The 16333-nt window shown below is 41.5% G+C and carries 13 protein-coding genes; 2 read left to right on the top strand and 11 right to left on the bottom strand.

Translation table 11 applies throughout. From position 1 onward, the window contains the following. Positions 1 to 50 precede the first annotated feature (50 nt). From AC19MV_RS11190 to AC19MV_RS11210, 5 genes are all read right to left on the bottom strand, one after another. Entirely contained in the window at positions 51 to 1151 is a 1101-nt protein-coding gene (locus AC19MV_RS11190) for a polyamine ABC transporter substrate-binding protein (RefSeq protein ID WP_498307584.1), read from the bottom strand. A 259-nt stretch (positions 1152 to 1410) separates the two neighbouring features. Continuing rightward, positions 1411 to 2796: an aspartate aminotransferase family protein gene (locus tag AC19MV_RS11195; protein ID WP_498307586.1), complete on the bottom strand. Its 1386-nt coding sequence runs from the start codon at positions 2794 to 2796 to the stop codon at positions 1411 to 1413. Between the two features lie 133 nt (positions 2797 to 2929). Then, entirely contained in the window at positions 2930 to 4285 is a 1356-nt protein-coding gene (locus AC19MV_RS11200) for a glutamine synthetase family protein (RefSeq protein ID WP_498307587.1), read from the bottom strand. 2 nt (positions 4286 to 4287) lie between these two features. After that, the gene (locus tag AC19MV_RS11205) at positions 4288 to 5052 is read right to left on the bottom strand and encodes a gamma-glutamyl-gamma-aminobutyrate hydrolase family protein (protein ID WP_498307588.1); all 765 of its coding nucleotides are present in this window, start codon (positions 5050 to 5052) and stop codon (positions 4288 to 4290) included. 549 nt (positions 5053 to 5601) lie between these two features. Beyond that, on the bottom strand, positions 5602 to 6150 hold the full coding sequence (locus AC19MV_RS11210; RefSeq protein ID WP_432399375.1) for a cupin domain-containing protein: 549 nt from the start codon (positions 6148 to 6150) through the stop codon (positions 5602 to 5604). 229 nt (positions 6151 to 6379) lie between these two features. Between AC19MV_RS11210 and AC19MV_RS11215 the strand changes: the two genes are divergently transcribed. Continuing rightward, positions 6380 to 7687, top strand: a complete 1308-nt coding sequence (locus AC19MV_RS11215) for an NAD(P)/FAD-dependent oxidoreductase (RefSeq protein WP_498307590.1) — start codon at positions 6380 to 6382, stop codon at positions 7685 to 7687. Between the two features lie 1220 nt (positions 7688 to 8907). Here the strand turns inward: AC19MV_RS11215 and AC19MV_RS11220 are convergent. Next, complete coding sequence (locus AC19MV_RS11220) at positions 8908 to 9348, bottom strand: PACE efflux transporter (protein WP_498297089.1); 441 nt, start codon at positions 9346 to 9348, stop codon at positions 8908 to 8910. 143 nt (positions 9349 to 9491) lie between these two features. Between AC19MV_RS11220 and AC19MV_RS11225 the strand changes: the two genes are divergently transcribed. Then, positions 9492 to 10406 (top strand): LysR family transcriptional regulator, encoded by a 915-nt coding sequence (locus AC19MV_RS11225; RefSeq protein WP_498307592.1) that lies wholly within the window; start codon positions 9492 to 9494, stop codon positions 10404 to 10406. A 113-nt stretch (positions 10407 to 10519) separates the two neighbouring features. On the opposite strand, the gene AC19MV_RS11230 is transcribed toward AC19MV_RS11225, so the two are convergent. The 5 genes from AC19MV_RS11230 to AC19MV_RS11250 form a co-directional block, all read right to left on the bottom strand. Continuing rightward, a complete protein-coding gene (locus AC19MV_RS11230; protein WP_498307594.1) occupies positions 10520 to 10873 on the bottom strand; it encodes a 2OG-Fe(II) oxygenase in 354 nt (117 codons plus the stop codon). A gap of 1155 nt (positions 10874 to 12028) precedes the next feature. Further along, entirely contained in the window at positions 12029 to 12673 is a 645-nt protein-coding gene (locus AC19MV_RS11235; RefSeq protein WP_498307596.1) for a histidine phosphatase family protein, read from the bottom strand. Positions 12674 to 13071: 398 nt separating this feature from the next. Continuing rightward, on the bottom strand, positions 13072 to 13893 hold the full coding sequence (locus AC19MV_RS11240; RefSeq protein ID WP_498307598.1) for an abortive infection family protein: 822 nt from the start codon (positions 13891 to 13893) through the stop codon (positions 13072 to 13074). Positions 13894 to 14780: 887 nt separating this feature from the next. Next, on the bottom strand, positions 14781 to 15614 hold the full coding sequence (locus AC19MV_RS11245; RefSeq protein WP_432399384.1) for a sulfurtransferase: 834 nt from the start codon (positions 15612 to 15614) through the stop codon (positions 14781 to 14783). A 57-nt stretch (positions 15615 to 15671) separates the two neighbouring features. Next, positions 15672 to 16079 carry a VanZ family protein gene (locus tag AC19MV_RS11250; RefSeq protein ID WP_498307600.1) on the bottom strand — a complete coding sequence of 136 codons (408 nt, stop codon included), beginning with the start codon at positions 16077 to 16079 and terminating at the stop codon, positions 15672 to 15674. Between the last annotated feature and the right edge of the window lie 254 nt (positions 16080 to 16333).

The raw sequence follows: 16333 nt of genomic DNA on the forward strand, positions 1-16333 counted from the left end.
ACAAATAACTGTAAAAAGTAGGGCGAGTGACCTCGCCCTGGTGCTTCAGTTTATTGACCTGATTTCACTTTTGTCCAAGCGCGGGTAACCACACGTTGAATTTTTAATGGACGAACATCACCAATGTATAACTTATCAATTACCGACTGAGGTGGGTAAATGGCTGGGTCGTTACGAATGGCTTCATCAACAAGCGCTTGCGCTGGAACGTTAGCGTTGGCATAAGCAACATAGTTACTGATTGGCGCAATAACTTCAGGACGCATTAAGTAGTTAATTAACTTATGAGCGTTATCGACGTTAGTGGCATCTTGTGGGATGGCTAACATGTCAAACCATAGGTTGGCACCTTCTTTAGGGATAGAGTAACCAATTTTGTTACCGTTACCGGCTTCATCAGCACGCGCAGCAGCCTGGAATACGTCACCCGAGAAACCAAACGCGACACAAATGTCACCGTTAGCTAAATCAGAAATGTAGCGTGAAGAATGGAAGTAAGTCACATAAGGACGCACTTTGGCTAATACTTCCGCGGCTTTTTCATAATCAGCAGCATTTTTGCTGTTAGGGTCTAGACCTAAATAAATAAGCGCTTGTGGCAACATATCGTCAGCAGAATCAAGCATAGAGAAACCACATGAACCGATTTTTTCAGCGTATTTTGGATTAAAAATAAGCTCTAAAGAGTCAAATGGTGCATCTTCACCTAAAACGGCTTTAACTTTATCGATGTTGTAACCAATACCATTGGTACCCCATAAATAAGGCACGGCATGCTCGTTACCTGGATCGGCTTTTTGTAACTGTTTCATTAAATCGGGTTTTAAGTTGGCATAATTAGTCAACTTAGTGCGATCAAGCTTTTGAAAAGCCCCGGCAATCACTTGCTTAGCCAAAAAGTGGTTTGACGGCACAACAATATCGTAACCGCTGCGGCCAGATAACAATTTAGCTTCTAGAACTTCGTTGCTATCGAACACGTCATAAATCACTTTAATGCCAGTTTCTTTTTCGAAATTAGCTAATGTATCTTCGGCGATGTAATCTGACCAATTATACATTTTGACCACTTCCTCGGCCTGAATAGCAGTGCTTGAAAACACACTTGCAGTAATGAGGGCCAATGTGGATAGTTTGTTTAGTAGCTTCATACTTTCTCCCTTTTGGATAATGGTCAGTTATTGCTGACATTAGTTTTTTTCGCTAGCTATACCAGCGTGTAAAATCTTCTTTCTATTGAAAGAAATTATCCAATGCTACAACTTAACTATGCATCGGTATGATTACAGCAACGGCATGCGCTCCCATAATTTTGCGGATTTTATCAAAATCATTTTCGATTACTAGAGCGTAAAAATGTTTTTGGGTAAAAAATCACTATTTTACAATATTCATTCACAATAATTGGCGTTATTTGCCTTGAATGAACTGGTAAGTATCGTTTAATGCTTGGGTTGCCATGGCCACTAACGCATCGATTTCACTGTGGCTGATGGTTAATGGTGGTGAAATGATCATGGTGTCGCCAACAGAGCGCATCACCAGGCCATGCTTAATACACGCGTCGCGGCAAACCGTGCCCGCGCCAACGCTAGCATCAAATCGTTGATGAGTGGTTTTATCTTGCACTAGCTCAATGGCGGCGACCAACCCAATACCGCGCACCTCACCCACTAAAGGATGCTCGGCTAATTGTTGTAAAGCCGACTGCAAATAGGGTGAGGTATCTGTTGCAACTCGCTCTACTAGTTGCTCTTGCTCAATAATACGGATGTTTTCTAGTGCCGCTGCGGCAGCAACAGGATGACCGGAATAGGTAAAACCGTGGGTAAACTCGCCACAATCTTGCTTAATCACATCGGCTACTCTGTCTGACACAATCACGCCGCCCATTGGCACATAACCCGAGGTCATGCCCTTAGCAATCGAAATCAAATCAGGCTGTAAATCAAAGTATTCAGCGGCAAACCATTTACCGGTACGGCCAAAACCACTGATCACTTCGTCAAGAATGAATAAAATATCGTATTTAGCCAAAATACGCTTAATTTCTGGCCAATAAGTAGAGGGAGGAATAATGACCCCACCCGCACCTTGAAACGGCTCGGCAATAAAGGCCGCGACATTGTCTTCGCCTAACTCAAGAATTTTTGCTTCAAGCGCATGCGCGGTTTGTAAGCCAAAGGCTTCTGGCGTTAACCCCTTACCTTCGCCGTACCAATACGGCTGGGCAATATGTACGACACCAGGAATAGGTAAATCACCTTGCTCATGCATACCCGACATGCCACCTAAACTGGCACCCGCGACGGTAGAACCGTGATATGCATTTACACGACTAATAATGGTTTTCTTATTAGGTTTACCTTTAAGGTCCCAGTAACGGCGCACCATGCGTAAGTTGGTGTCGTTCGACTCAGAGCCAGACCCGGTAAAAAACACATTGTTCATGTGGGCAGGTGCTAATGAAGCAATTTTTTGAGCTAATTCAATCGCTGGAGGGTGTGAACATTGAAAAAAGCTGTTGTAAAAGGGCAGTTGTTGCATTTGCTTAGCGACGGCATCAACAATAGATTGACGACCATAACCCACGTTGACACACCATAATCCCGCCATTGCGTCGAGCAATTTATGGCCCATGATGTCCCATAAATAAACCCCATCAGCACGCTCAATAACACGGGTACCTTTTTCGGCTAAGCCTTTTGAATCTGTAAACGGATGGATAAAATGTTGCTTATCTGCCGCTTGTAAATTATCGAGCTTTTGCTGCTGGCTTACTAATGGGGTCGACATACTTGTATCCTTTAAAGCAGCTAGCAAACACAAGGCATCGACTAGCTGTTTATTCACTACCAGAGCACATCATCATTAATGATGGCTCTTTTACGTTTAATCATGCGAATAACTTACTTTTTGTTAACCGTAACTATACGGTTAACAACAAGAACTCACGTTCCCATGAACTCACAACACGACGGAAGTTTTCAAGCTCAGCTTGTTTTACCGCGACAAATGCAGTGGTAAACGACTGGCCTAAATATTCAATACACGCTTCACTTTCTTGCATTGCCATTAGCGCTTCTTCTAATGTCACTGGTAAGTAGTTTTCGTTATTGGTACGGCTTTCGTTCGCACGGCCTGTCACTGGCGTCGATGGACGTAAGTTTTTATCCATACCAATAAAGCCACATAATAAGCTCGCGGCAATTGCAAGGTAACAGTTTGAGTCTGCACCAGGGATACGGTTTTCGATACGACGGTTTTGCGGCGACGACTCAGGAATACGTAAACCACAAGTGCGGTTTTCAACGCCCCACTCTAAGTTTACTGGTGCTGATGTGCCCGGTAAAAAACGACGGAACGAGTTAGCATTAGGTGCCATTAGTGGTAACAACTCAGGAATATACGTTTGCAAACCGGCAATGTAATTTAAAAATAACTGGCTTTGAGTCCCGTCTTCTTTGGTGAAGATGTTTTTGCCGGTTTTCTTTTCGATCACACTCTGGTGAATATGCATGGCACTGCCAGGCTCGTCGGTTACCGGTTTAGCCATAAACGTCGCGCACACATCATGCTTTAAGGCGGCTTCTCTTAAAGTACGTTTAAATACAAATACTTGGTCAGCGAGTGCCAATGGGTTGCCATGGCTGAAGTTGATTTCCATTTGCGCTGGACCATCTTCGTGGATCAAGGTATCAATATCTAAACCTTGCGCTTCACACCAATCATACATGTCTTCAAACAGTGGATCGTATTCGTTAGCAGCATCGATAGAGAAAGACTGACGGCCAGCTTCAGGACGACCAGAACGGCCAATAGGTGGCTTTAATGGTAAATCATGATCGTCTGAACGCTTAGTGAGATAAAATTCCATTTCTGGGGCAATAACAGGTTCCCAACCTTTATCTTCATAAAGTTTAAGTACCTTTTTTAATACGTTACGAGCTGACAACTCAATTGGGTTACCCATACGATCATAACAATCGTGAATAACCTGAGCCGTAGCTTCAACCGTCCACGGCAACATGAAAACAGCGTTTTCGTCTGGTACACACACAAAATCGATATCTGCATCATCAAGTAATGAATAAAAAATCTCATCATCAATGTAGTCACCGGTGACCGTTTGCAACAACACACTTTCAGGAAGTCGCATCCCTTTCTCGTCGATAAATTTAGCAACCGGCGCAATTTTTCCGCGTGCAATCCCAGTAAGATCACTAATAACACATTCTACTTCGGTAATTTTATTGTCTTTCAAAAAAGCGATTAACTTATCCATTTTTATCTCTCTTGTGTTGCCGCATGTTGTCTGCAAGCTTGTCCGAATGCCTCGAAAATTGCAGTATAGAATGCATTTTCGGTTACTTTCCATTCTGGATGCCACTGGACACCTAATGCAAAATTTTTCGCATTTTTCACTGAAAATGCTTCGATTAATCCGTCCGGAGCAAATGCTTCTGGCTGTAACCCATCACCTAGGCGCTCCACGCCTTGAGTATGAACAGAGTTGACCTCTGCAGTGTCACAGCCCCATGCATCGTGAAGGAGTCCGCCAGTAACCAAATTAACCTGATGTGATAAACCATATTGCACATCAAGCGGTGCATGCTTATCTTCTCTGTGTTCAATAAATGTGCCAACTTCATGCAATTTTTGATGCAGGCTGCCACCATACACAACGTTCATCTCTTGAAAGCCGCGACAAATACCCAATACAGGAATACCCGCTTCAATAGCTGCTTTAATTAACGGTAATGTGGTTGCATCACGCTTGGCATCATGGTGTGTGCCAGCCTCACTAGGTTTGCCCTGATAATGATGAGGTTCAACGTTAGACGGAGAGCCAGTAAACAAAATGCCATCGAGGCGAGAAAGCAGATCTTTTGTTGGTAATTCAATACCTAAAGACGGGATAACCAAAGGAAAACCTTTGGCGCCATTAACCACACTTAACAAATATTTTTCGCCTACGATATTAAATGGATGTAGGCCAATTTGCTGATTGCATGCTATTACCCCTATGAGGGGAATACTTGATTGAGACATATCTCACCTTTGGCAAATATTGTGATGAACTTATTGTTTACGTGTTCATTTTTTCACACACTACACGGATTTTTTTAGCTAGGCAAGAGGATAACTGATGATAAAAATAACTTTTCAAAAAATAAAAACAAAACATAATTAAAACAATCTGATAACTTTAAATCCACCACTGAGTCCAAAAAATAAAACGGGGATAGAATTCGCTAACAACCAAGGTAAAATGCGCCAAAATGGGGAGTGCATTGCACAAAAAAGGTGAATTTATTGCTTTATATTATTTACACAAGATAGAAAATACTGATAGGAATACCAACATAAATAAACACAATCTCTGCCAAATCACCTAACAGAAAGTCATTCGAAAAAAACAAAAGGCATGAGTGGATACAGCGTTATCTAGACGGGCTATCGAGCATTTAGTCGGTGCTTAAGCTGTAAACTACACCGTTAACAAATGTACTGATCGCCCGCTGATATGGCCAAAGCAAAGTGATGAGCGACAGTAAAAAATGTTGCTAATCACTAAAAGGTTCATCTTAAAACAAGCCGTTAAAAATCGGCAGGGGTTGTGGCGCTCACTAAACGGCAGGGTTCATCAAACGGGTTACGAAAACGATGCGGTTGTTCACTATTAAAATAATAGCTATCGCCTTTTTCTAGAATAAACACTTCCTCACCAACGGTCACTTCGAGTCTACCCTCGACCACTATCCCGCCCTCTTCGCCTTCATGCTGTAACATTTCAGCGCCAGTGTCAGAGTTAACCGGATACGTTTCGCTCATTAATGACATCGCACGGCTAGGATAATCACGGCCAATTAACTTATACACTAAATCGCCGGTGCCAATATCGAGCAACTCATTGGCACGATAAACCACTTTTTGATCACCGATTGAGCCATCATCAATTGAGAAAAAATCCACTAACGACATGGGTATTCCAGCCAATACCTTTTTAAGTGAGCTCACTGACGGGCTAACACTGTTTTTTTCAATCATTGAAATTGTGCTGTTGGTCACCCCTGCACGCTTGGCTAACTCACGTTGTGAGAGACCTTTCAATTTGCGAACAGCTTTTAGGCTTGCACCAATGTCCAAATTCGTTCTCCTAGTTAGTGTGGATCAATTCCGACGTTAAGTGTTGTAGATTATTAACACATATACAACACACAATATTAATTAATCACGATAACACGCTTAAATCAAAGGAATTGTATTTTACATCAAATGAGTGTTAAATAAAATGCACACTTAGAGAGCGCTTACGCTTAATCGCCATTTGTTTAAAAGCTATTGGGAGCACGTAAATCAATAGCTTGGAGTCAGCATGCCAACTAAATCGCCTATCCACAGTCAACAGTACCCAGACTCCTTTTATGTTGCCACAGCAAAAGAGTTATTCGACTACCCAACATTAACCGAAAACATTGATGTTGACGTGTGTATTATCGGCGGTGGGTTTAGCGGAATTAATACTGCAATAGAGCTAAGACAACGCGGTTACAGCGTAGCTTTATTAGAGGCTAAACGTATTGGTTGGGGCGCATCGGGACGTAATGGCGGTGAACTAATCCGCGGAATAGGCCATGATGCAACACAATTTAAAAATGAAATAGGCAGCGAAGGGGTAAAATCCATTCAGCAAATGGGCTTTGAAGCTGTTGATATTGTGATTGAGCGTATTGCCGAGCACAACATTGAATGCGACCTGCAAATGGGTTATTGCGACCTCGCGGTAAAACCACGGCACATGGACGATTTAGCAGCAGAATATCAGGATCTTAAATCTCAAGGTTATCAAAAACCGATCACACTGCTTGATCGAAGCCAAATTGGCGAAGTGATTGGATCAGACTTTTACCAGGGTGCACTTGTTGATATGGGCAGCGGCCATTTACACCCGCTCAATTTAGCCTTAGGCGAAGCCCGAGTCGCACGAGAACTCGGCGCTCAGTTATTTGAACACAGCGCCGCAGAAAAAATCATTAAAGGTGACAAACCCAAAGTTATCACCGCACAAGGCCAGGTGACTTGCAATTATTTAGTCGTGGCAGGCAATGGTTATATTGGCAATACACTCAGCCCTTATTTAGGCGGAAAAGTCTTACCCACAGGCACTTACTTACTTGCCACAGAGCCATTAACCGAACAGCAATGTGCCAGTATTATCCCGCAAAACATGGCTTTTGCCGACATGCGTGTCGCATTAGATTATTTTCATTTATCTGCCGACCGCCGTTTATTATTCGGTGGTTTATGTACTTATTCTGGTAAAGACCCTAAAAACATTGAAGCCGAATTAAGACCTAATCTTGAAAAGGTATTTCCACAACTTAAGGGAATCAAAATTGATTATGAATGGGGCGGCATGATGGGCATCGGCGCTAACCGTATGCCCCAAATTGGTCGATTACCCGATGCAGCCAATATCTATTTTGCCCAGGCATATGCTGGTCATGGTGTTAACGCCACCCACATGGCCGCAAGATTGATTGCCGAAGCGATTAGCCAGCAGTCACAACGCATTGATGTGTTTAATGACATTAAGCACATGACTTTCCCAGGCGGCCCCATGTTCAGATCGCCCATGCTAGCGGCGGGGATGCTGTACCACAGAATGAAGGATTTGCTATAGGTTGCGGGATTTGCTGTGGGTTGGCAAAAGGGCTCAACCTTTGTTTTTTATGGCCTGCGGCCAAGCTAGAATTTTCAAACTTCGTTTGAAGTAAGATCGCAAGGTTCCACCCTGCACTGGCCAAATACTGCGTCATTCCGGCAATGCTTTTGAGCCGGAATCCAGGTGTTTGTTTTGCTTTGTGCTTTTTTACTTTATGGCCTGCGGCCACTAACGATTAAGATCGCAAGGTTCCACCCTGCACTGGCCAAAAGGGGATCAACAGCAATCCCCTCTTGGATCTCCCTGCCGTTCCGGCAACATTTTCGCTTTTTCACCAAACAACAGCAGCGAAAAAATTGCGACGGAAATCTATCCAGCTTTTAACTCTATTTAGAATCGGCCTCGGCCTTATTCGAAAATGCTAACGCTTCAGATGGGGCGTCCCTTCCCCTCCAAAGCTAGTACGCCATCCATGGCTAGCTCACGTCATTTTCTTCAACAGCCTCAAGTTCAGAGTTGAATTTGGGCATTTGAAGCTATTCTCGTCGTCCCGGCAGTGCTTTTAAGCCGGGATCCAGGTGTTTCTTTATGCCTTGTGATTTTGACCTATAACCACCAATGTTGTGGTGGCATGCTCAGATCACGTATTCTTTTGTAAAGAGTCTTCAACGGCCTCAAGTTCAGAGTTGAATTTGGGCATTTGGAAGCTAAGGCTAAATCATTTTTGGACCAAACTTGTTAACACTCTTCTCGTCGTCCCGGCAGTGCTTTTAAGCCGGGATCCAGGTGTTTCTTTATGCCTTGTGATTTTGACCTATAACCACAAATGTTGTGGTGGCATGCTCAGCTCACGTATTCTTTTATGAAGAGTCTTCAACGGCCTCAAGTTCAGAGTTGAATTTGGGCATTTGAAAGCTAAGGCCAAACCATTTTGGACAAAACTGGTTAACACTCTTCTCGTCGTCCCGGCAGTGCTTTTAAGCCGGGATCCAGGTGTTTCTTTATGCCTTGTGATTTTGACCTATAACCACAAATGTTGTGGTGGCATGCTCAGTTCACGTATTCTTTTATAAATAGTCTTCAACGGCCTCAAGTTCAGCGTTGAATTTAGGTATTTAAAAGCTAAGACCAAATCGTTTTTGGACAAAAGTGTTTTAGAAAAGCCATTGTTTTAATTTACTTTTTAAAAATTTTACTCTGTCCCTATTACTTTACCCTATGAATTTTCTCGTTAACGACTATGACATATGTGTAGCTAATTTTGCCTGACGTTTAAACATGATATGAGCGCGAATATGATCGTATGCATAGTTATAAATATAAGCGTAAATGGTAATAAATACCGTCACACTAATGTCTAACCAAAAAGCCTCAATCAGTGATATTTTAAGAATGAAAGCCATCACAGGTATTGTTAGCATCAATAGCCCACTTTGAAAAAGTGTAATATATAACACCCGCTGTTTTACGGTTCTTTGTTCACGAGACTCAGTATAAAACTTATCGAAAATGATATTAAAAATAAAATTCCAGCCCATGGCGATAGTCGCGATAGCTATCATAGTTCCTGAAAGGGACATCAATTCATGTTCGGTAAATATCATCAAACCGACTATTGAACCAACAACGGCAAGAAATTCAAACAAAACAGCATGGAATATACGCTCTAACGTAGACATAACAACCTCAACTCACTTAATAAGCACTAACAACGGGATTAATTAGAACGAGATTATGGCAATTAGAAACAGCTAACAAAAGTTAACAGCTATCACACTTCGTGATACCTTTATTCCAATAGAGCAAAAAAACAAGGTTTGCTATGTATAGCTTTGAACAGCTGAAAATATTTATCACGGTATGTGAAACAGGCTCGTTTTCGGCCGCTGCACGCAAGCTTAAACGCGCTCAATCAGGGATTAGCAGTGCGATCTCAAATTTAGAAACCAGCATTAACCAAACCTTATTTGATCGCAGCGGCAATATACCTACCCTCACGAATGAAGGCGAAGCATTACTGCCTGTAGTAAAGGCAATCATGCTGCAACAGCTGCACTTTGAGCAAAAGATTGCCTCGCTTGAATTACAGCACGAGCATGAGTTGGTTATCGCGATTGAAGAGAGTTTAATTAGTCCTGCATTATTGGCTCATTTGGCGATTCTTGCTGATGAATTCCCTATCACCAATGTTGAAATTATTGCAGAGTCCACTTTAGGCATAGGTAAACTCGTAGAAGATGGCAGCGCACATATTGGGATTGTGTATGCCGACGGAAAAATCCATCATCAAGTTGATTTCACGACCATTGGTTATACACGATTTATTACAGTAGCAGCACCAAATCACCCACTATCCAGTAAGCAAAAAATTAAAGATATCGACCTACGCCACCATCGACAAGTGGTGTTAAGGGCAACCGAAGGTCAAGAACTCTGGTTCAGTTACGGTATTAGTTCTCAGCATTGGTATGCCAATAATCACACCATCATTAATGAATTAACTCAGCAAGGAGTTGGTTGGTCTATTTTACCAGAGCAAATGGTGCTACCCGCTATTGATACAGGAAAGCTCATCAAGCTCGATATAGATTTCGAGCCTAACGGTTGGATTAATACCCTTGATTGCCTCTCCAGTCGTCGACATGTTTTAGGCCCTGTTTACGAGCGCGCCATGGCCTTGTTGAAAGAGTATATGAATCAGCAAAACCTCCATAACAGCTTTCATATTGATCATTAGTTTGAAACGTTTATTGATCAAATTTAAGAGAGTAGCAATGGACTAAAGGAGCTTGCTGACTACGAAACTTGCCCGATAGCAATCACATCAAACATCGCGGCCTATCGTATTAGCTAGGTGTTTTTTACCCAACCAATGCTAAGTAAATATTTATTACCTTTTACAATTTTTGAAACTTGATGTTCACTTATATCTGGTCTAAATAGTTTAATCCGCTTTGTTTCATAAATTGGATTAGAGCAAATAAACTCACCACCTATATCTGCATTTTTGATTACTATATTTAATCGATAATGTTTACCCGATACAACTTTATCCGTATGCGGAGCGATTTCACTCCCTTCAGGAAATTTGAGCAGATAAGTATCGAATTTTACAGGCCAAGTTGCTCCACAAAGTAGCATTTTATCGTAACCCGATATTTGCCTGCCTCGTTCCCAACGAAATAGTTTACTCAGATAAGACATACAGACTCTCGAAATCCTTGTGAGGTAGAAAACAAGTCAACCATAATTTTTACCGTGGGTTGGAAAAAGGGTCAACCTTTGTTCATTTATGACCTACGGCCAACAACGTCATGGCGCTTCGCCCACATCACATCCATGGCCAGCTCACGTATTCTTTTATAAATAATCTTCAACGGCCTCAAGTTCAGAGTTGAATTTGGGCATTTGAAAGCTAAGAATAACTCGTTTTTGGACAGAACTTGTTAACAACCTTCTCGTCGTCCCGGCAGTGCTTTTAAGCCGGGATCCAGGTGTTTATACTTATGGCCTTCGGCCACTAACGCTTAAGATCGCAAGGTTCCACCCTGCACGGGCCAAAAGGGGATCAACAGCAATCCCCTCTTGGATCACCTCTGCCGTTCCGGCAACATTTTCGCTTATTCACCAAACAACTGCAGCGAAAAAATTGCGACGGAAATCTATCCAGCTTTTAACTCTATTTGGAATCGGCCTCGGCCCATCTTATTAATAAAGAGTGAAAATGCTAACGCTTCAGATGGGGCGTCCCTTCCCCTCCAAAGCTAGCTGGCTCTGATAGGCAGGATGCCTGAATGCCTTGAAGCACATGGATGTGCATGAAAGGCCATGGCTAGCTCACGTCATTTTCTTCAACGGCCTCAATGAATATGAATTCGGAAGCTTAATCAGCTCACGTATTCTTTTATAAATAGTCTTCAACGGCCTCAAGTTCAGAGTTGAATTTGGACATTTGAAAGCTAAGACCAAATCATTCTGGTTAACACTCTTCTCGTCGTCCCGGCAGTGCTTTTAAGCCGCATCAAACAGCACGTTTTCTCGAACTGTTATTTACATAAGAAAGAATCGCATCCCACGTGTCGGGCTTGTTCAACACTTGGGGTAAGGACGCGGCTTCGCGCGGCCTATCCTTATTGTTATATTTAATTATTTCTCGACTCTTTAATGTACCAATATCGAAAATAAGATAAGTATCCAAGTGCAAGTACCCAACATAATTTAAGAGTCAAAGAGTACTCGCCAAAAAATATTGAGATAAACTCCTTTTTTTCATGATATTTTCCATAATTTAACTTTAAATATAACGCCTCCATTGGTAATCAACGTTGAACGGCTTATATTTTGTTGCCTTATTATGCTTTAATATTTACAAGGGGGCCGAGTATCAACATCGATGATATAGCGCTGACTATTCTCGTCTAATTTTAATGCTACATAATCGCAGTTGCGAAAGCGATCCGCTTTTTCATACTCTTCATAGCTCCAATGAAAAAAACGCATTAAAAATATTAACGATGTAATTCCATGACAGCTTATCAATAAAGTGTCAGTCCATTCGTCATTTTTAAAATCTCGATAAAGTGTTTCTAAAAAAGTTGAAATTCTATCAAATACATCTGCTCCTGATTCACCATTTTGTACCCTATAGAAAAAATAGCTGTGTCTACGTCTATCCTCTTGTTCTTTCTCAATAAGATCTAGAGTATAAAAATTTCCCCATTCTTGTTCTCTCAACCTAGGGTCTTCTCTCTCTTTAATGCTTGCACCATCAATTTGTTTCAATACAATTTCTGCTGTTTGCCTAGTGCGCGTATAAGGAGACCTCCATAAAGTAATATTTTTTCCATCTAATAGTGTCTTTAATGAAACTCCACATTCAACAGCTTGTTCTTTACCTTTTTCCGTTAATGCCATCAAGTGATCTGGATTATTTTCGTATAACGATTTATCCTTATTTGCTTCGGATTCTCCATGTCGCATTATGATTATTCGTTTAGGTTTCATTTTATCCCTAGCTAAATTTTTAATATTTATAGTACAAAACTAATTAGAAAATAGATATCCGTATGTAAGCAATGTCAACTTTTATTCCAAAAGCAACAGAGATTGATAGATCAGCTCATTAAATATAACGAGACTGTAGAATTTCTATTTTAGAAAAACAGTCTCAAAATTTATTAAAAAATTAAGCCTCAAATTGCGTTGCTACGTGAAATCTGAGGAAATATTCCACTAGAAAGTGAGTTTGACGGGCTGTATGAATACAAAAATCACCTGTTATTTTCTACTTTAGAGAAATTCTACAGCCTCAACGCCCACTTAATCGGACAAAAATAGTGGGTTAGAATTTTGTTGAGGAACGAAAGATAGCCCGCTGTTTTTGTTCCGATTTTAAGTTCTTGTTAGGCATTTTTTGCATGGTACATTTCCATAACAAAGACTACTATTGTGTGAGCTGCATTTACAGCTAACCTTGCTTCAGCAGTTACAATTACAGGAGGAGCGATCTCTCGACCATGTGCTGATCCAATGTGCGAACGGAAAGCACCAACACCATCAATAATAGCTGTAATACCTTTTAATATTTTATGCTGATCATTTGCCAGAATTGAGCTTTGATTTAAGCCAATGTGTGATTGAACTACAGACCACAGAGGAATAACGTTTAATTTTTGTGGCATTACTAAATCACATTTTTGAATATAAAATTTTAATGTTGATTCAATTATTGAACATGCTGCTGTAATAGATGCATGAGGATCTGAGTTAATATTATCTACCGCTCTTTCAAACTCTTTCTCAATAGACGAGAAGTCTCCTGAGTTTAAATAATCTTCAAGTGTTTTTGTAATAGGTGTTGAACCAGATAACGTTATATAGCCATTGGTTCGGTATGAAAGCTGGTTTTTAGCTAAAGCGTTGCTAATTCTTAATTGACCTTCTTTTATTTTATCCTGAGATGTATCACCATAGTAAGATGGCTGTAAATCATTATCCATATACTCTTGGATAATCTCAGCTAAAACATCTAGAGCATTAATCGTAGAGTCATCATTACAACGCTTTAGCCAAGTACTACATTTTTTTTCACAATTACCTAAAGGTATATCTCCGGGAGCACCAGACTCCATAAACAACGCGTCTAGTTTTGAGTGATTGTAATAGTGTTCAGCAATGACTGAAGATACGGCACCAATTACAGAATTTGGTATATTTGAATTCAACGGTAACTCCTTAAATGCCTAACGTTTAGTATTTATGCGTTGCGCAGTTTGCAAGGCATAAATCGCTTGTTGGACTTGGCCGATGCCACATCCAAATTAATCGGTACGTTTTATGCTATAGGAATTTGCTTTTTTTCGGTAGTGGTATTTTGTACAACCTTTCGGCTAATTGTTTGTTCTGATTACACCTTTTAAGGTAGGTTTTGTCATTCTTCATCTTTTAGCATTGACCGATTATTGCCGTTCCCCGTTGCACCTTGTTAACTCATTTTAGGGCATAAACGAGTTAGTTTACTTGATTTTAAAATGGTCAAATTCACTCTGAACTTGAGGCCGTTGAAGACTTCTTACAAAAGAATACGTGAGCTGATTAAGCCTCCGGATTCATATTCATTGAGGCCGTTGAAGAAAATGACGTGAGCTGGCCATGGACGGCCAGCTAGCTTTGGAGGGGAAGGGACGCCCCATCTGAAGCGTTAGCATTTTCGAATAAGTCCGAAGCAGGCTAAAAGCGCGGTCAAAAGCTGGATTCAACCACGTCGCGAAATTATCGCTTTTCAGATGATTTTGATGTGGCGGCTGGGAGATCCAAGAGGGAACAGCCGTTGGTTTCCTCTTGGTCTGGTGTGGGCGAAGCGCCACGACGTTAGTGGCCGTAGGCCATAAAGTAAAAAGCACAAAGCACAAAGCAAAAAAACACCTGGATTCCGGCTAAAAAACATTGCCGGAATGACGCAGCATTTGGCCCGTGCAGGTTGGAACCTTGCGATCTTAAGCGTTAGTGGCCGCAGGCCATAAGTACAAAGCAACACCTGGATTCCCGATTAACAGATTTTCGGGAATGACAGTGAATATAAGCATTCCCGAGATAACGATAATATTGACCCCTACTCTATTGGCAATGCTGCATCTCCGCCCCAGACCGCCCATGAACCATCGTATAACGCGGCTTGATGATGGCCTGCAACATAAGAGGCTAAAATCAAAATACAGGCGGTGATACCAGAGCCACAACTGAACACCCGTTGGGCGTTATTGCTGGTATCAAGCTTGGCAAAAATCGTGTGTAGCTCTTTAGTCGATTTCATTTTAAAGCCGTTTAACACCTGGGCAAACGGCAAGTTTAATGACCCAGGAATATGACCACTGCGCATGCCAACGCGTGGCTCGGGTGAAGTACCATTAAAGCGCCCTGCTGCGCGGGCATCAATAATATCCACATTGGCATGGCCAAGGTGAGTTAACACAAATTCGGTGTCGCATACTTTATGTTGTAAAAAACGCCCTTTTATATCGCCAGCCTGAGTTGGACTAGCAAATTGGCGCACGGTGTCTTTACCTTCTGCACGCCACTGCGGTAAGCCGCCATCAAGCACAAATACTTTTTCGACTCCCATGGCTTTTAATGTCCACCAGGCACGTGGCGATGAATAAATACCTTGGTCATCGTAAATAACCACAGTGCTGTTATGAGTGATACCTAGGATTTGCGCGGCATCTGTAAATTGCTCTGGGGTTGGCATTGCGTGGGTTTGCGGTGAATGGTGATCAAATAATAGCTTATCAATTTGGCATGATATTGCACCGGGGATGACATATAGCTCATCGTAAACCAGTGGTTCTTTGCCCAGCACAACTTCCATGCTGGCATCGAGAATGACTAAATCGGGATCTTCAAGATGTAACGCCAGCCAATCTGTGGTCACTAAAGGAGAATTCACATTATACCTCACTATGTTCACTATATGGTTAAACCAATGGATGCTAGCTCAAGCGTTTTATTGCCGCTGTTTATCAATATAACGCTGAGTTAAGCAGCTTAAATAACTGAATAAAGTAATACCTACAGCATCGGCGACTAAGTCGATAATGTCTAATGTTCTTGATGGAATAAAGCCCTGGCTGATTTCTTCACTCAAGACGAATATTGACACTAGCACAGCACCGTAATAAAGCGGAATACGTCCGAGCAAAAAGTGTCGACTCTGTAACGCTAAATTGGCTACATAAGTTAATAAACCAAATAACAACATATGGCCAACTTTATCGCCATAAGGAATATGACGGATTAAGTCGAAAAAAATACTGTTGCCGCCTGTGTTAGCTAAATAAATGATCCATAAAATAAAACTGAAAAAACCAGCGCCAACAAAGATGGCTAATCTAGAAAATAGAGTATGAGTCATGTCGCTTCATCCATGTATGACAGTGGAATTTGTAAGTAATTTTCGAGATTTCAGTGTACGCGAAGAGAACAAAAAGAGGCGTTAATTTTACTTAATAAAAAAGCCCTTTATTGCTAAAGGGCTTTGTCAGGGTAAGAGCATGAAAATTCACTTGCCAAAAATAACCTTTTCAAGGTAATTGGTGTTGCGATTAGCTTTCATTTGTTTTGCTCTTACTCCTTTCTTAAAGCTTGTCTCTGACTGAAGACGATTCA

Source organism: Shewanella sp. MF05913 (genome assembly GCF_059758095.1).